16 protein-coding genes are annotated in these 18,255 nt (G+C 32.5%); 9 read left to right on the top strand and 7 right to left on the bottom strand.

The annotated features are described in order from the left end of the window. Positions 1-4 precede the first annotated feature (4 nt). The 6 genes from FEM21_RS11650 to FEM21_RS11625 form a co-directional block, all read right to left on the bottom strand. Positions 5-766 carry a DeoR/GlpR family DNA-binding transcription regulator gene (locus tag FEM21_RS11650; RefSeq protein WP_035660563.1) on the bottom strand — a complete coding sequence of 254 codons (762 nt, stop codon included), beginning with the start codon at positions 764-766 and terminating at the stop codon, positions 5-7. A 487-nt stretch (positions 767-1,253) separates the two neighbouring features. After that, on the bottom strand, positions 1,254-1,727 hold the full coding sequence (locus tag FEM21_RS11645) for a hypothetical protein (RefSeq protein WP_081824694.1): 474 nt from the start codon (positions 1,725-1,727) through the stop codon (positions 1,254-1,256). Between the two features lie 277 nt (positions 1,728-2,004). Next, positions 2,005-2,322, bottom strand: coding sequence for a hypothetical protein (locus FEM21_RS11640; RefSeq protein WP_035660562.1), 318 nt, complete (start codon positions 2,320-2,322; stop codon positions 2,005-2,007). A gap of 114 nt (positions 2,323-2,436) precedes the next feature. After that, entirely contained in the window at positions 2,437-3,069 is a 633-nt protein-coding gene (locus FEM21_RS11635; protein ID WP_035660560.1) for a response regulator, read from the bottom strand. Continuing rightward, positions 3,066-4,721 carry a sensor histidine kinase gene (locus FEM21_RS11630; protein WP_035660557.1) on the bottom strand — a complete coding sequence of 552 codons (1,656 nt, stop codon included), beginning with the start codon at positions 4,719-4,721 and terminating at the stop codon, positions 3,066-3,068. Before FEM21_RS11630 ends, FEM21_RS11635 begins: the two co-directional genes overlap by 4 nt. Before the next feature lie 200 nt (positions 4,722-4,921). Beyond that, a complete protein-coding gene (locus FEM21_RS11625) occupies positions 4,922-5,599 on the bottom strand; it encodes a Crp/Fnr family transcriptional regulator (protein WP_035660556.1) in 678 nt (225 codons plus the stop codon). 107 nt (positions 5,600-5,706) lie between these two features. Between FEM21_RS11625 and FEM21_RS11620 the strand changes: the two genes are divergently transcribed. From FEM21_RS11620 to FEM21_RS11585, 8 genes are all read left to right on the top strand, one after another. Continuing rightward, positions 5,707-8,115, top strand: a complete 2,409-nt coding sequence (locus FEM21_RS11620) for a heavy metal translocating P-type ATPase (RefSeq protein ID WP_035660555.1) — start codon at positions 5,707-5,709, stop codon at positions 8,113-8,115. Positions 8,116-8,270: 155 nt separating this feature from the next. Further along, entirely contained in the window at positions 8,271-8,474 is a 204-nt protein-coding gene (gene ccoS, locus FEM21_RS11615) for a cbb3-type cytochrome oxidase assembly protein CcoS (protein WP_035660554.1), read from the top strand. Between the two features lie 46 nt (positions 8,475-8,520). Continuing rightward, positions 8,521-10,698: a cytochrome-c oxidase, cbb3-type subunit I gene (gene ccoN, locus FEM21_RS11610; RefSeq protein ID WP_035660553.1), complete on the top strand. Its 2,178-nt coding sequence runs from the start codon at positions 8,521-8,523 to the stop codon at positions 10,696-10,698. Positions 10,699-10,800: 102 nt separating this feature from the next. Continuing rightward, entirely contained in the window at positions 10,801-10,974 is a 174-nt protein-coding gene (locus FEM21_RS11605; protein ID WP_035660552.1) for a CcoQ/FixQ family Cbb3-type cytochrome c oxidase assembly chaperone, read from the top strand. 21 nt (positions 10,975-10,995) lie between these two features. Then, complete coding sequence (locus tag FEM21_RS11600; protein ID WP_035660551.1) at positions 10,996-11,898, top strand: cbb3-type cytochrome c oxidase N-terminal domain-containing protein; 903 nt, start codon at positions 10,996-10,998, stop codon at positions 11,896-11,898. 91 nt (positions 11,899-11,989) lie between these two features. After that, on the top strand, positions 11,990-13,423 hold the full coding sequence (gene ccoG, locus FEM21_RS11595; protein ID WP_035660550.1) for a cytochrome c oxidase accessory protein CcoG: 1,434 nt from the start codon (positions 11,990-11,992) through the stop codon (positions 13,421-13,423). A 19-nt stretch (positions 13,424-13,442) separates the two neighbouring features. Next, positions 13,443-13,892, top strand: a complete 450-nt coding sequence (locus FEM21_RS11590; RefSeq protein WP_035660586.1) for a FixH family protein — start codon at positions 13,443-13,445, stop codon at positions 13,890-13,892. Between the two features lie 95 nt (positions 13,893-13,987). Beyond that, positions 13,988-14,689, top strand: coding sequence for a sulfite exporter TauE/SafE family protein (locus tag FEM21_RS11585; RefSeq protein WP_035660548.1), 702 nt, complete (start codon positions 13,988-13,990; stop codon positions 14,687-14,689). A gap of 69 nt (positions 14,690-14,758) precedes the next feature. Here the strand turns inward: FEM21_RS11585 and FEM21_RS11580 are convergent, their stop codons facing one another. Beyond that, positions 14,759-15,754, bottom strand: a complete 996-nt coding sequence (locus FEM21_RS11580) for a helix-turn-helix domain-containing protein (protein ID WP_035660547.1) — start codon at positions 15,752-15,754, stop codon at positions 14,759-14,761. A gap of 116 nt (positions 15,755-15,870) precedes the next feature. Here FEM21_RS11580 and FEM21_RS11575 point away from each other — a divergent pair, with 116 nt between their 5' ends. After that, a complete protein-coding gene (locus FEM21_RS11575) occupies positions 15,871-18,252 on the top strand; it encodes a TonB-dependent receptor plug domain-containing protein (protein ID WP_236353626.1) in 2,382 nt (793 codons plus the stop codon). The last annotated feature ends 3 nt before the right edge of the window (positions 18,253-18,255 follow it).

Below are 18,255 nucleotides of genomic sequence, written 5' to 3'. Positions count from 1 at the left end.
TTTTTTATGCTACGATAACCTCAATTTCATTGTCTCGAAACACTTCTTTGTGTTTTTCTTCAATTCCATTATCGGTAATGATGTAATCAATGAGGGATAGTGCGCCTAAACTGGCCAGAGCACTTTTGCCTATTTTTGTGCTGTCGGCTACTAAATAAGTAACTTCGGCTGCGTCAATCATGGCTTTTTTTACTACTAAATCACTAATACTTGGGTAGGTGAGTCCTGATTTTAAAGAAATTCCTGCGGTAGCCAGGAATAATTTCTGAACATTTAAGCCTTTAAAGAAATCGGCGGCTTTTTGACCGGTTAATGATAATGTAGGCGGTTTGAATTCGCCTCCTGTCATAATTACTTCAATATCAGGATCAGTTCCTAATAGTAAAGCGATGTTTAAAGCATTAGTAATTACTGTTAGCTGTTTAAAACCTTTTAGTTTTTTAGCAATTTCAGTAGTAGTAGAGCCCGAATCCAGAATGATAGTATCCCCATTATCAATAAAGTCCAGACATTTTTGAGCAATAGCAGATTTTTGATCTAAATTTTCCTGACGCTGTAATGAAAAACTTCTTACCTGATCTTCAACGTTTTTTATACTCGCCCCTCCATGTTCTTTAAGGATGAGTCCTTCACTTTCCAGTTTTTCAAGATCCTGTCGTATTGTAACTTCGGTTACTTTGAATAAGCGGGCGAGGTCAATAACTTTTGCAAATCCATCTTCTTTTAAAAGATCTAATATTTTTTCTCTGCGTTGATTAGGCAACATAATTTGTTTCTTTTTGTTAGTGTTAAAACAAATATAAAAGAAAATAAACGAAAGAAAAAGAAAATAAACGTTAATTTTAATTGAATAGGCTAGATTTTAAGAAACAATTTAATTATTCGAAAAAATAATTGGATTTTGTTGGTGTTTTTATTATTTATTGAGAAATAATTATTGATTAAAGAGATTCCAATGCCGTAAATAAAAAAAACTCTTTGATAATGATTTCAAAGAGGTTTCTTGTTTTTTCGAACGGAAAGATTATTTGTGTTTAGTAAACCGCATTACAAATACTATGATTTTTTTTGTTTACGTATTTAGGCACTCGTTGCAAACGAGCGCCAGAGATTGCTATACGCAGTTTTTATGCAATTTGTTTAATTTCAGCATTTTTGCACAAAGGATATTCTTTAATAAAACTATCAATCTCTTTTTTCATTTGTATAAATGACTTACCATAAAAATATAAACCTGTTTTTTCTGGAAATTCCTAAAATCTAACTAAGTCAGTATTGTCTTGAATTAGACGTTTTATTTCCGAAACAACAAAGTTAGAATCAAAATTTTGATAAGTATCGATGTCTAAATTCACTCCGTCTAGATATATTCCAATTCCTTCATATTTTCCGAAAACAGTTGTTTTATCTGTTCCTTCAATACGTAATGATGAATTTTTAGGAGCTCCTTTCGATTCTAGAAATTCAATTATTTTTAATTGAGCACTTTCAATATCTATATTTGAGTTAATTTGTATTTCTATATCGACAAATTGAATTTCTCCATCATTGGCTTGTTGAGTTCCGCCTCCTACAATTTCACCAATCTTATTTTGTTGGAGATATTTGTCTAAAGGATCTTCGTAATATTCTCCTCTATCAATCGGTTGTATTTTATCATTTAGAGTAATTATGAAATATTGTAATGGTTCGGATTTAGTTTTAAATAACTTCTTTAAAAAATTCATAGTTTTAAGGTTTGCTTATTTAAAATTGCCGTCCACTTGTTTTTACTCACTATAAAGTAGCGGCAATCAATTTAATTAGATCTGTTTAATCGCTATTTTACTAGTTGATAATAACAAATATATAAATACTATTTGTATTACAAAAAAAAGAAAAAGCTATCGTTTAGAAAGATTACGAATTTATAGAAAAAACAAAAAAGCTGCCCGAAAAATACTTTTCGGACAGCTCCTTTAAAAATTACTTATAACCTCTGAATCGAATTAGGCTTACGAAATATTAGCCTTTTTTACTCCAAGGACCATGGTTTTTGTATGCCGGTCCTGTTAATTTTTGTGATTCACTACCAATTTTTACTTCAACTAATTCTTGTTTTGAAGTCTCTTTCCATGGTTGAGCATTTTTATATGCCGGACCTTGAAGTGATGTTTTATTAGCTTCTGAATACACTTTAGTTGGAACTGCTTTATGCATCCAATGTTTGAAATTTTTAAAAGCCGGACCTTTCAAATCGCTTTGTTTTACATTGTTTTCATCTTGTGCAAATGCACCAAAAGAAATAAATAAAACTCCTAAAATTAATGCTATATTTTTCATGACTATTACTTTTTATTGTTTCTATAAAATTACAATCAGTAATAGCTTTTTAGAATTATGTGAATTTACCCAATTTGTATCCGTATTTATACGGATATTTTTGCTCGATGAAATTTATATTAAATTCATTTTTGTAGCTTTTTTAATGAGTTCGGCGGTGTTTTTTACTTCTAACTTTTTTAAAATATTGGCACGATGAGTTTCTATGGTACGCGAACTCACAAATAGTTTAGTCGCTATTTCTTTAGTTGTTAAGCCTTTAGAAAGTAATCCTAAAACTTCGGTTTCTTTATTAGACAAAACATTTTCACTGATGCTTTGCGTTGACATAAAGTTGATCATTTTTTCGGAAATCTCAGCGCTAAAATATTTTTTTCCATTGTTAACGCTTCGTATTGCAAGGATTAATTCAGATTCATCGGTGTTTTTCAATAAATATCCGTAAGCGCCCATTTTTGCACATTTTGCAATGTAATTACCATCATTGTGCATAGAAATTACAATAGGTTTTATAGTAGATGCTAAGTTTTTTAACTCTTTTAAAACCTGAAAACCATCCATATTAGGCATGGTGATATCGAGTAATACAATATCGGCTTCAAATGAATTGTTCATAAGTTCGATAAATTCTAAGCCATCAGCTACAGTTTTTACTATTTTGATATCGTCATGTTTTCTTAGTAATTCGGCAAGTCCGTTTCTAAAAAGCTCATGATCATCAGCTATTATTAATTTAATTTCGTTCATAATTCTATAGGTAATTCGATTTCAAAACTTGTATTTCCGGGAATAGCATTGATTGTAATAGTACCATTGCAAATGGCTACACGTTCTTTGATGTTAATGATTCCTAAGCCTAATTTGACGGTGTTAATATCAAATCCAATTCCGTCATCAAAATAAAAAAGAGAAACAAATTCATCAAATTCTGAAAGCGTAATCCGGATATTTTTTGCCTGAGCATGTTTTAAAGAATTATTAATCAGTTCCTGGCATATTCTAAAAAGATTAATAGCCTGATGATTTGTAATATTTGAACTTTCCTGCTGGGTTAAATCTTCGTATTCAATGGTTACAGTTGTCGACTTTTTTAAACTTTCGATAAAATTAGTTAAGGTAACTCCAATTCCAAAATCGTCTATTGAAGCAGGCATTAAGGCGTTTGACATTAATCTAATTTCAGAAATGGTCGCATCAACTATTTTTTTCATTTCTGTTTTTTGCAATTCATCTTCAACTCTGTTTTCAATGTAGTGTTTTAAAGATGTTAAATACGGACCTATACCATCATGAAGTTCTCTCGAAAGTCGGCGTCTTTCGTTTTCCATACCATTTACGAGCATTCGTTTTGAGAGGATTCGGGTATTTTCTTCATTATTTCTAAATTCTATAAGTTTATCTCTCATCGCTAAAAGACTTTTTCCTAACATATCATTAGCACTTTTAGGCTTGAAATTGGTATTTAAATTCATTTTCCCAATATCATCTGAGAATTTTACCGCACCTTGTAAAGAGGCCTTTAAATTAGCCAGCGCTTCAAACATTTCGGTTATTTCGCTGGAATTTTTTATAAATTCATTGGTTTGATTATAGTCTCCTTCTGCCATGATTTTGAGACTTTTTTGCATATTCTTAATCGGATTGGTAATAATTTTTATCAGAAAAAGCGAAAGCATAACAGCTAGTAAAAAAATGGCGAGAGTTAGCCCCAAAAGTCTTTCTTTCAATTCTTTTAAGGGCATAGTAACTTCGTCTACATCCATTTCAGACAGAATAACTAACTTTAAGTTTTTAACTGTTATAAGGCTGTACACGCTATATACATCAATACCGCGATAATCTTTAAAAACACCTCTGCCATTTATTTCTTTAAAAGCATTAGCAGCACCTTTTGTTTTAGCAAATAAAGTATAAGGAATTTTATTAGGGTAAAAACGAGATTGAGAACGCATTCTAAAATCTTCGCCCACGAGATAGGATTCGCCGCTATCACCCATTCCGGTGCGTTCCAGAAGGATTTGTTTTATTTTATTGTAATCTAAAATTTTAATCATTGTACCTCTTTTAGAAGTAGAGATAAAACCTATTGTTGTTTTTTTATCAACATGGTAGGCTGTCAAATCATAAATTCCGGTCCCGGTTTTGATACTATCAGGCAGTTTTATTACAGTAGTATCAATACTTTGCGTGTACAATTGAGAAGCTTCAAATCGCTCCCATTCTGATTTTAATAAATGCTCAATTTGGTTTTGCTTGAGTGTTTTAATAGAATTTAATTGCAGTAAAATACGGTCATTTAATACGCTTGAAAACTGCTTGTAGGATGAAAAAGATAATAAAGCAATTACCAGAGCAATTAAACTATTAATTATAATTAATATTAATGTTTTTATGTGCATAAAGCTATTTTAAAAATCAAGTTGGTTGAGTTGCATATTAAAATTCTAAATACAACTTTTTCTAGTTGATGTAAATATACTTAGCTTTTAAAAATATTTTAGCTACAAATGATACAAATTAATAGTTTAATTCGTGTATTGTATCTGAAAACGGGATTGCTTTTTTGAAAAAATGATCATCTTAGAAGAAAAAGAAAATCTTAAATCATCTTTTTAAGTTGGGGAATATTTTTAAGAGTAATTTTTTTTCCTTTTAATTCAATCAAACCTAATTTATTAAAATCAGATAATAAACGAATGCAGCTTTCGGTAGCCGTACCAATCATGCTGGCGAGTTCATCACGGGTAAGATGTATTTTTAGGGAATCATCCTCATTTTTCCCAAAAGTATCCTGAAGATAAAGTAAGGTTTCGGCAAGGCGTTCTTTTACCGTTTTTTGTGCCATGTTTACCACATGATCATCCGATTCTTTGAGATCACCACAAATGGTTCTCATAACATTCATAGAAAACTGATTATTTTTGTCAAAAAAGCCCATGATTTCACTTTTTGGTATAAAACAAACCTGCATATCATCAAGTGCAACGGCGCTAAGGTTTACAGGTTCGTCGCTTATCATCGAGCGTTGTCCTAAAAGTTCGCCCTTAGTGACCAGTTTTACAATATGATCTTTACCATTAGGACTTAATTTGGTCAATTTACAAACACCATCTTTTACACAAAAGATACCGTTGACATTTTCTCCTTCTTCAAAAATAATTTCTCCTTTTTTTACTAAACGCGACGTCTTGCACTCGGCAAGTTTTACCAGTTCATCTTTATTCAGCGCTTTCAAAGAGCTAAATTCCCTAACGATACATTGTTCGCATTTACTCATTTTGAGAATGATTTGATTGACTGCAAAATTAATCATTTATATGATATATGTCATATTTTACGCCATATTCATTTAAGAGCTTTGCATTAGGTAAAACGAGTAAAGTTATGGATACACAAAATTGTTTCCATTGTGGTTTAGACATTGTGGCGGAAGCTGAAATTATTTTTGACGAAAAAACATTCTGTTGTAACGGTTGTAAAACAGTGTACGAAATTTTTAGTCTTAACGATTTGACTTCTTATTATGATTTCGAAAAATCACCAGGAGCGACTCCGCAGGAGAGTAAAAATAAGTATGATTTTTTAGAGAATGTAGCTATTGTTTCAAAGTTATTAGAATTTGAAGAAGATTCTACAGCTATCATTTCGTTAAACATTCCGCATATACATTGTAGTTCATGTATTTGGATTTTAGAGAATTTGCAACGTCTTCAAAGAGGAATTAGTATTTCTCAGGTGAATTTTATTGATAAAAAAGTACGAATCACTTACAATCCTAAAGAAGTTTCTTTAAGCAAAATTGTTCATTTGTTGAATTCTATTGGTTACGAACCTTATATCAGTTTAGAGAATTATGAAACCAGCAGGCAAAAAGTAGATCGAAGTTTAACGTACAAATTAGGTGTTGCTTTTTTTTGTTTTGGAAATATCATGCTGCTTTCTTTTCCTGAATATTTTGAAGTGAAAGAATTTTGGCTCGATAATTACAAACCATTTTTTCGCTGGTTAATTTTTATGCTGGCCTTGCCAAGCTTTTTTTATTCGGCTAGTGGTTATTATGTTTCGGCATATAAAAGTATCAAATCAGGGATGCTCAATATTGATATTCCTATTGCTTTGGGAATTATTGTTATGTTCATTCGAAGTCTTGTAGATATCCTGTTTGATTACGGTCCTGGATTTTTTGATAGTTTAGCAAGCTTGGTTTTCTTCATGCTTTTGGGTAAAATGTTCCAAATTAAAACTTATAGCTTTCTTAGTTTCGAAAGAGACTTTAAATCCTATTTTCCGGTTGCTGTTACCCGAATTAATGCAAATGATTGTGAAGAAAGTGTCGCTATTTATGATGTTCAAAAAGGCGATCGTTTATTAATTAGAAATCAGGAGTTAATTCCTGTTGACGGAATTCTAATAAGCGAAAAAGCGGCTATTGATTACAGTTTTGTAACCGGAGAAGCCATTCCGATAAACAAAAATTCCGGCGATAAAATATTTGCAGGCGGAAAACAAATTGGGAAAATAATCGAAATGGAAGTACTGTTTTCGGTCTCTCAAAGTTATTTGACCCAATTGTGGAGTAATGATGTTTTTCAGAAAAAAGTAAAGCAAAAACACAAAAGTATCACCGATCAGATTTCCCGCTATTTCACACCTATTTTATTATTAATTGCCTTTGTAGGTTTTAGTTATTGGATTTTTAGAGATACTAATACGGCATTTAATGTCTTTACTGCGGTATTAATTGTGGCTTGTCCTTGCGCATTGGCTTTAACGGCTCCGTTTACTTTAGGAAATGTTTTGCGAATTCTGGGAAAACAAAATATGTATTTAAAAAATGCTTTGGTTATAGAGCAATTTGCTCAGGTAGATACCTTAGTTTTTGATAAAACAGGAACAATTACAACCAATGAAAAATCGAATATTTTTTATGAAGGCAAACCGCTTTCGGAGACAAATTTAATCAGGATTAGTTCATTGCTTCGGGCATCAAATCATCCTTTAAGCCGAATGTTATATGATTTTTTACCTCAAAAAGGAAAAATTAAAATTCAGGATTTTAAAGAGTTAACGGGGCAGGGAATTCAAGCCAAAGTAGAAGATGATTTTATAAAGATAGGATCAATCCTTTTTTTAGGAAATACGCAAAAAAGTATGCTATTACAAACGGCAATCCATATTCAAATTAACAATGAATATTATGGTAAATATGTTTTTAAAAATCAATATAGGGAAGGCTTAGCCGAACTTTTTAAAAGCTTAAAAAATAATTACCAGATTAAAGTTTTATCAGGAGATAATGCAGGTGAAAAAGAAGCTTTAGAGCAACTGTTACCGCAAGGAACCGAGTTGATTTTTAATCAAAAACCCGAACAAAAACTGGAATTTATTAAGCAATTGCAAGATGCTGGAAAAAATGTAATGATGGTAGGAGATGGATTGAATGATGCCGGAGCTTTAGCACAAAGTAATGTGGGGATTTCTATTTCTGAAAATGTGAATATTTTTTCACCTGCTTGCGACGCTATTTTAGAAGCCAGCCAATTTAAAAAGCTGCATTATTTTCTCCGGCTTTCAAATAAATCCATGTTAGTGATAAAAATGAGTTTTGGCTTGTCATTACTCTACAATATTGTAGGATTAGCATTTGCAGTAACAGGCAATTTAGAGCCTTTAGTTGCAGCAATCATTATGCCTTTGAGTACTATTACCATTGTGGGTTTTGTAACGATAATGAGTAATTATTATGCGAGGAAGCTGGGAGTTAGGATTAAGAAGTTAGAGGTTAGAAGTTAGAGGTTAGAAGTTGGAAACGTTGGAGTATGTTTTTTTTGATACTGCATTCTGAACACTGAATACTGCTTTCTTTTTTTTAATAAAATCCAAAGCATGATAAATATCATAGAATCCCCGAAACTGAGAGGCTACTTTTGAACTATAAAATTTAAGGTATGAGTGTCATTTATTTATTAATAAGCATTAGCATATTCGTTGCGGTTGCTTTTTTTATCGCCTTTGTAATTGCGGTCAAAAGTGGTCAGTATGACGATGATTACACACCATCGGTTAGAGTTCTTTTTGATGACGAACTTAAAAAAGTTAAGAGTGAGAAGTTGAAAAAGTTAAGCGACTATAAAAAAACTTCTGATTCTTAATTCCTAACACTTAACGTATAACTTATAAACTTTTAATAAAAAAAATATGGAAATGCAGCAGTTTTATTACGACAACAAAATTGTTAAAAAGTTCATTTATGCTACCATTCTTTTTGGGGTAGTAGGAATGGCAGTCGGACTCTTATTAGCAATCTTATTTTTATTCCCTAACCTTACTGATGGTGTTTCCTGGTTGAGTTTTGGCCGATTAAGACCTTTACATACTAATGCCGTTATTTTTGCTTTTGTTGGTAATATCATGTTTGCAGGAATTTATTACTCTTTGCAACGATTATTAAAAGCAAGAATGTTTAGTGATTTTTTGAGTAATCTTCATTTTTGGGGATGGCAATTAATTATAGTTGCGACAGCGATTTCTTTACCATTAGGATACAGTACTTCAAAAGAATATGCCGAAATGGAATGGCCAATAGATATTGCTATTGCTTTAATCTGGGTGATTTTTGGTATTAACATGATTGGTACTATTTTAAAAAGAAGAGAGCGTCATTTATATGTTGCTATTTGGTTTTACCTCGCGACTTTTGTTACGGTTGCGGTATTGCATATTTTTAATAGTTTGGCTTTGCCAGTTTCGGCTTTAAAAAGTTATTCTGTTTATGCAGGAGTTCAGGATGCTTTAGTGCAATGGTGGTATGGTCATAATGCGGTTGCTTTTTTCTTAACAACACCTTTCCTGGGATTAATGTATTATTATATTCCTAAGGCGGCAAATCGTCCGGTGTATTCTTATCGTTTGTCTATAGTTCATTTTTGGTCGCTGATTTTCTTATACATCTGGGCTGGACCACACCATTTATTGTATTCAGCATTGCCTACCTGGGCGCAGAATTTAGGAGTTGTTTTCTCAGTAATGCTGATTGCTCCTTCTTGGGGAGGAATGATCAACGGATTGTTGACTTTACGTGGTGTTTGGGATAAAGTACGCGTAGAACCTGTTTTGAAATTTTTTGTAGTTGCTATTACAGGTTATGGTATGGCTACGTTTGAAGGTCCAATGCTGTCTCTTAAAAATGTAAACGCAATTGCCCATTTTACCGATTGGATTATTGCTCACGTACACGTAGGAGCCTTGGCTTGGAATGGATTTATGGCTTTTGGTGTAATTTATTGGTTGATTCCACGAATGTCAAAAGGACCTTTGTACTCTCTTAAATTAGCTAATGTTCATTTCTGGTTAGGGACATTGGGTATCATTCTTTATACTTTGCCATTGTATGTTGCCGGTTTCCTGCAAGCATCTATGTGGAAACAATTTAATCCTGACGGAACGCTGACTTATGGTAACTTTTTGGAAACCGTAACTCAAATTATACCAATGTATTGGATGCGGGCAGTAGGAGGAACACTGTATATCATTGGGATGTTTATTTTAGTTTATAATGTTTATAAAACAGTTAAAATCAACGCCACAATTGAAGACGAATTAGCCGAAGCTCCGGCGTTACAAAAAATAAGTAATGGTAGAATTAAAGGCGAAAAATTCCATCCCTGGTTAGAAAGAAAACCTATCCAATTGACTATTCTGGCTACTGTAGCGATTTTAATAGGTGGAATTATTCAAATTGTACCGACCATTATGGTAAAATCAAATATTCCAACAATTACCAGTGTAAAACCTTATACACCATTAGAGTTAGAAGGACGTGATTTATATGTTCGTGAAGGCTGCGTGGGCTGTCATTCTCAAATGGTTCGTCCGTTTAGAAGTGAGGTAGAACGTTACGGACCACAATCTAAGGCAGGAGAATTTGTTTACGATCATCCATTCCTTTGGGGATCAAAAAGAACTGGTCCTGATTTGTTAAGAGTAGGTGGGAAGTACAATGATAACTGGCATTTTAACCACATGTGGTCGCCAGAGAGTACTTCTGCAGGTTCTATTATGCCGGGTTACAAATGGCTATTCGATAATAAGGCATTAGATATTTCAGATATCGAAAACAAAATGAAAGTCATGAGAACCTTGGGAGTTCCTTATACAGATGCTGATATTGTTAATGCTCAAAAAGCTATAAAAGAACAATCTAAAGAAATTGAAAACAATCTGCATGCCGATCCTGACTTTGTAAAAAGCTATGAAGAAAGTAAAAAGAAAGCTGCAGCCAGAGGCGAAGAATTTGTACCAATGCAGGACAGAGAAATTGTAGCCTTGATTGCTTACATCCAAAGATTAGGAACTGATATTAAAGTGAAAAAATAGTTTTTTGAAGGTGCTGAGATGCTAAGTCACTAAGTCGCTAAGATTTAGAATTACAAAATGACTTAGAATCTTAGCATCTTAGAACCTTAACAACTTAAAAATATGTTTGAACAAATTAAACACAACATGGAAACTATTGCGGGAGTAGCAATATATCCTATACTATCCTTATTGATTTTCTTTTTCTTCTTTGTGGGATTAGGTTTTTGGGTTTTCTCATATAAAAAAGAGAAGATTAGCGAATTGAGCCAAATTCCTTTGAAAGACAATTTATAGTATAATTTCAAAATAATTAAAATGAAAAAATTAATTCCAGCATATCTAAGAGTACCGATATTTTTCTTTATCATTTTTGGTCTCGTAGAATATTTTATCGATTCAGGCGATCGACCAGCATTTATAAAATACCCTATGGTAAATGTTATAATGCTAGTGGTTTTAGTACTTCTAATCGCAGTAGAAATTGTTATTAGTGCAGCTGATAATATTGTTTACCAAATTTTACCTGAAGAGGAAAAAGCCAAATTAACAGCTCAGGAACAACTCAAGTTGACAGAGAAAGCTTGGTTTAAAAAATTAATAAACAAGCTAACCCGAACCGTTCCTATCGAAGATGAAGCTAGCTTGTTATTAAATCATGATTATGATGGTATCAAGGAATTAGACAATAATTTACCGCCCTGGTGGGTGTATTCTTTCTACGCTTGTATTTTATTTTCAGCAATATATTTAGTGCGTTTTGAAATATTGGGTGCAGATGATCAGGAAATGGAACTGAAAAAAGAATTGGCTCAGGCCAAAATTGAAGTAGCAGAATACATGAAAAATGCCCCCGATTTAATGGATGAAAAAACGGTAACCCAACTTACTGAAGCTCCTGATTTAGCAATAGGGAAAACACTTTTTGAAACTAATTGTGCCGCTTGCCACAGAGCCGATGCCGGAGGGCAAATAGGTCCTAATTTAACAGATGAGCACTGGATATTAGGTGGCGGAATCAAAAATATTTTCCATACTATTTCTAATGGAGGTCGGGATGGAAAAGGGATGATTTCATGGAAAGGAACGCTGAAACCAAAAGAAATTCAAAAAATTGCCAGTTACATTATGTCTTTAAAAGGAAGTAATCCTAAAGATCCAAAAGCACCCGATGGAGAAATTTGGGTAGATGAAAATCCGGCAGTTGCCGAAGCAAAATAATAAGAATTATTATAAACCATTAAGGAATTAAGAATTATGAAGCTTTTAGCTTAATCATCTTCACTTTCTTAATGGTAAAAAAAGATACAAAATGTCAAAGTTAGCCAGCGAAGATTTTAGTCAGGATAGCTATCGTGATACTATTGGAACCATTGACAATGAAGGGAAAAGGAAATTTGTTTATCCTAAAAAACCTTCGGGAAAATTCTATAAGTATAGAAAAGGAGTTAGTTATTTTTTATTATTGATTTTAATAGCTAATCCGTTTATAAAAGTCAATGGTAATCAGTTCATGCTGTTTAATATTCTGGAACGACGCTTTACTATTTTTGGATTTCCTTTTTGGCCTCAGGATTTTTATCTGGTGGTGCTTTTTATGATTATAGGAGTCGTTTTTGTAATCCTGTTTACAGTAATTTTTGGACGTATTTTTTGTGGTTGGGTTTGTCCACAGACGATATTTATGGAAATGGTTTTTCGAAGAATCGAATATTGGATAGAAGGAGACCGTGGTGCTCAAATGCGCTTAGCCAAACAGGAATGGAATACCGAAAAAATCAGGAAAAAAACATTAAAATGGTCGGTTTTCCTGTTGATTTCTTTTGGCATAGCCAATGTGTTTTTGGCTTATTTAATAGGAAGCGATGCTTTAATTGAAATGATAGGAGATAATCCGGCAAATCATTTAAAAACTTTGATTTCCTTATTGATTTTTACAGGAATATTCTATTTTATTTTTGTTTGGTTCAGAGAACAGGTTTGTATTATTGCCTGTCCTTACGGAAGATTACAAGGAGTACTTTTAGACAATAAATCCATCAATGTAGCTTATGATTTTGTTCGGGGTGAAAAAGAAACTGGACGAGCCAAATTCAATAAAAAAGAAGACCGAACATTAAGCGGAAAAGGCGATTGTATTGATTGTAAGCAATGTGTTAATGTGTGTCCTACCGGAATTGATATTCGAAATGGAACACAATTAGAATGTGTGAATTGTACGGCTTGTATAGATGAATGCGATTCGATTATGGAAAGCGTAGGGTTTCCAAAAGGTTTGATTCGGTATGCATCTGAAGATGAAATAGAGAAAAAAGCCCCTTTTAAGTTTACAGCGCGAATGAAAGGCTATACAGCTATTTTAGTTCTTTTGGTTGGAATATTAATAAGTTTATTGTTGTTGCGTACTAATGTTGAGGTACTTGTTTTACGATTACCAGGGCAATTGTATCAGCATAAAGGCGATAAAATTAGCAATGTGTTTACCTATAAAGTTATCAATAAGTCGAATGATGATTTGGATAACATTAACTTTAAACTAAAGGATATTAAAGGAAATTTAAAAATGGTGGGAAGCCCCACTTTAAAAGTTGCAAAGCAGGGTATGAGCAGCGGAACTTTGTTTATTGAAATCAATAAATATTTGCTGAAAAGCGATAAAACCAAGTTAAAAATAGAAGTGTTCAACGGCGATAAAAAAATTGAAACCACGACGACAAGTTTTTTAAGTCCGCGAACTTTTGATTGAAACCAAAAATAAAAAGATTATGAAAATTAATTGGGGAACAGGATTAGTAATTGCTATAGCTTTGTTTATGAGTTTTATATTATATTTTGTAATCGAAGTACAGTCTAATTCAAAGTATGATAATGACTTAGTAGTCGAAGAATATTATAAATATGACGCTCGTTTTCAGGAAGAAATGGAACGGGTTCAAAACGCTCAGGATTTAGTTCAAAAACCTATTATTACCAAAACCGATCAGGGTATTACAATTGTTTTTCCTCAACAGTTTATCCCTAACCAAATTACAGGAAAAGTGTCCCTTTACCGACCGTCTAACAAGAAATTAGATTTCGATACTCCGATTTCGTTGTCTAATCCAACTTTGCTCATACCTAAATCAAAATTGGTAGGCGGTCAATGGGACATTAATATGGAATGGCAATATGAAGGAAAAAGTTATTTAACTAAAGAACCAATTTACATTCAGTAAAAAGTCATGAGTTATGGGTTATGAGTTGTTAGATGTTTTTTGAACTTCTGATTTTTGCCTTCTAACCTCTAACTCCTAACTTCAAACCTCAAGAAATGCTTTACACCGCTTTGATATTCGGATTAATCAGTAGTTTTCACTGCATTGGAATGTGTGGTGCAATTGCTATGATGCTGCCAGTAGATAGAAGCCATCCTGCAAAAAAGTTGACTCAAATTATAACCTATCATCTAGGACGAATAACAGCTTATGCCACTATTGGTTTTATTTTTGGGTTAGTTGGAAAAGGTTTTTTTATGGCCGGAATGCAGCAAAAATTGTCTATTATTCTTGGTGTTTTGATGATTTTAGTTGTTGTAATTCCAGAAAAAGTATTGGCACAGTACAATTTTTCAAAACCTGTTTTTAGATTACTTTCAAGAATCAAACAGGCTTTAGGGAATCAATTTAAAAAGAAATCGTATCAATCACTTTTTACTATTGGTTTGTTAAATGGTTTCCTGCCTTGCGGAATGGTCTATGTAGCATTATTTGGAGCTATTGCCATGCAGAGTACGAGTCTTGGAGTTTTTTATATGATTTTATTTGGTCTGGGAACCATTCCGTTGATGAGTACTGTAGTCTATATCAATTCATTTTTAACAGTGTCGATACGTAACAAAATACAAAAAACAATTCCGTATGTGGTGGTTTTAATTGGAATTTTATTTATTCTAAGAGGTTTAGGATTAGGAATTCCATATGTTTCTCCCAGTACTATGAATTTGTTTGTTCAGACAAATCCTAATTGTCATTAGGAAGTTTTAGTTTAAATAGTTTTTTTAATGAAAAAGCGGTTTCAGTTAGTTTTAAATCGCTTTTTTCGATTACATAAGTTTTGTTCTCAATTTAGTAGGCGGATAACCAAAAATTCGTTTGAATGCAATACTAAAATTCGAAACACTTTGGTATCCCGAAAGATTACTTATTTCCTGAATAGAAAGAGAAGTATCTACTAAATAATGCTTAGCCTTATTCATCCGGATTTCTTGTAAATAACCAAAAACAGTATCGCCAAAAACGGTTTTAAAACCTTCTTTCAACTTAGTTTGGTTTACACCAACTTTACGGGCAAGTCCCACAATAGTGTCGGGATTATTGATATTATCTCTTATTAATTGCGCCGCAAATTTTATTTTTTCGACATCATCAACAGATAAATTAGTGTACTCTTTTTCGTTGTCTAAATTATGATGACTTAAAGCAATAAGCTCATAAATTTTAGATTCGATGTAAATTTTTCGGGTAAGCCCTTTGTAAAAACAGTTTTTAATATCCTGTATTACGCTGTATATTTTTGCTCCTACTTTAATTTCATTTTTGGCCAAAGTAGTACTGGTATTCTTTTGGATGTTATTAAGGAAATCATCCATAATTTTCGATTCTCCTTCATATTTAGCAAGCACATCTACCGGAAGATGAACATCAAAAGTATTGTAAATAATATCTTTTTTAAAGTCCATTTTAGCTTGATTTTCTTCAACGGTAAGGTAAGTGATATTACCAGACATTGATCCTGCAAAACCAGTTGTAGAAGTAGGACTTACACAGCCTATTTGTTGTTGGGAAAGATTAAAATGCATTTCTAATAATGCTGTTTCGCCTCGACCAGAAATACTCACATCATCATGTAATTGATAATTTCCTTCCAGTACTGATAAATCTTCGTTAATAGCATGTTCATGAAAAAGAATGTCTCCTTTAGGAGTAACAAATTTCATGTCTTTTTCGCCTTCAATTTCTATTTCTGACTGGACAATTTGGAGTTGTTGACCTTTTTCCAGAAAATCTGCAAAATCATTAGAGTCAATTTTAAATGCCATCGCTTATACTTCTATATTCATAATTAAAACTTCCACTTTCATAAATACATTAGTTGTTAATGTAAATACTTTTGCAGCTGCAAATATAATTCATAATCAGTTTAAATTAAAATAGCTTGGCAATAAAATTAAATATTCTCTTTATTTACCTAATGGGGATTTTCTATGCAAATGCTTGTCCTGTAAATATATATGTTGAAGACAGCTTAGAAAATTCGCTAACAAACATAAGTGTTTTTGTAGATAATAAGGCTATGGGAACTACTAACAATAAAGGAGTTGCTGCACTGTCGCTAACAGATGGAATTTACACCATAGAAGTTGTAACAAAAGAAGGTTTAAAATCAAGACAAACGGTTACTATTGATTGTAATACTAACAATTATTTCAAATTTATTTTAAATACAACTCAAAACGATTCGGCTAAGCTAAAAGAAGTTGTGATACAAAACAAAACCATTAGCAAACAGATTGAAGAGTCGCCTTTTTCAGTAGAAGTCATTGACTTTAAAAAACAGTATGATAAGGCTGGTGATGTGGGAGATTATCTAAATAGAGCTTCTGGAGTAAAGTTAAGAACAGATGGAAATATTGGTTCGCAGGTACAAATTAATTTGGGAGGTCTTCAGGGAAAAGCCGTTCGTATTTTTAAAGACGGAATACCTATTGAACTTTTTGGACATGGTTTTAGTTTAGGAACCATTCCGGTAAATATGCTCGACCGAGTGGAGATTTACAAAGGCGTGATGCCGGTTTACTTAGCTTCGGATGCTTTGGGTGGTGGTGTAAATTTGGTAACCAGAACTTCAAATAAAAAATTTGGCGAAGTGTCTTATGAAATAGCTTCGTTTAATACACACCGTGCTACTGCCAATTTTTATCTTCAAAATAAAAGGAACTTTTATGGCGGTTTTAATGGTTCTTTTAATTATTCTGATAATAATTATAAAGTAAATGCTCCAGTTCAAAATGAAACGAATGAAGAGTTTAAAGAAGTGAAACGTTTTCATGATATGACAAGATCTAATTATGGAGAAGCATTTATTGGATTAAAAGAAAAATCCTGGGCAGATGATCTTCGCCTAACTTTAATTTATTCTGATTTTTATAAACAGATTCAAAATGATGCTCAAATGCGTATTCCTTATGGAGAAGCTTACTCAAAAGAGCAAAATTATAGCGGAATGATTAATTATCGTAAAAAGTTTTTTGATGATAAATTGAAAGTAAACTTTTTAACCAATTATAGTTATTTTAATACCAAGTTCATTGATACGGCAACAGTTCGTTACAATTGGGAAGGTAAAATTATTGCCCAAAATTTGCAACCTGGCGAAATTACATCAGGTAACAACCAGCGGCTAAGATATAATTTTGTTTCTTCCAGATTGAATGCAGAGTATCAAATTTCTGATCGAAACTTTTTGGAGTTTAGCGAAATGTATTATTACCAGCAAAGAAAAGGAAGTGATCCATTAGGTGCTGTATCTGTGATTGAAGGAGTTGATGTTCTAACAGTTCCAGCACATTATAGAAAAGATAATATGGCATTTGCCTGGCGTTCCTTGTGGATAGATACTAAATTAGAGAGTATCATTGCTGGAAAATATTACCATTATAACACAAAAGGATATACCACAGATAATTATGGTTTTGCCTGGACATCTTCAAAAGATGATAGTCAGTTTGGGTACTTAGGAGCCTTAAAATGGGCAGAAAACAATTATTTGCTAAAATTCTCTTATGAATATGCAACACGTTTGCCAGATGAGTTTGAGGTTTTTGGAGATGCCAGAATGATAAAAGAAAATTTAGACCTTAATCCAGAAAAGAGTCATAATGTAAATTTAAACGGTCAGTATTCAATTATTAGAGAGAATAGTAGTTTAACATTTTCAGCTAGTTTGTTTTATAGAAAAGCAAAAGATGGTATCTTTTTACAGTATGATATTCCGTTTAGTAGGTACATCAATTATGAGCAAACTGAAGTAAAAGGTTTAGAATTGGAAACTAATTATTCACCTTCGAGATGGATAAGTACAGGATTTAATGCTACCTATCAGGATATTAGACGTATTGGAATTAATGAATCTATTTATAAATATTTAAGTGATTCAAGAGTACCTAATATTCCTTTTCTTTTTGGAAACTTTTGGATAAATACCTATTTCAATAATCTGTTTGCTAAAAAAGATCAGCTTAACCTAACTTGGAATGCTAATTATACCCACAGATTTTTCTTAGTACCTATTCCTAAAAATCAAGAACCTCCTTTGTTTGGATCTGTAAAAGATTTTCAAACTTCTTTAGTGATTCCGCAAGATGGAAGATTAGGTCAGTTCTCAAACGATGTTGGAGTATATTATCATTTTTCGAATCAAAAAACAACTGTTTCAGCTGAGTGCAGAAACATTGGAGATGTACGATTGTATGACAATTTTAATGTTCAAAGACCTGGAAGATCCTTTCATCTTAAACTAGTTTACAACTTTTTTTAAATC

This window comes from Flavobacterium seoulense (genome assembly GCF_000695795.1).
Lineage (GTDB): Bacteria > Bacteroidota > Bacteroidia > Flavobacteriales > Flavobacteriaceae > Flavobacterium > Flavobacterium seoulense.
Note: the sequence above shows the minus strand (reverse complement) of the source record. Positions and strands in the feature narration are given on the sequence as shown.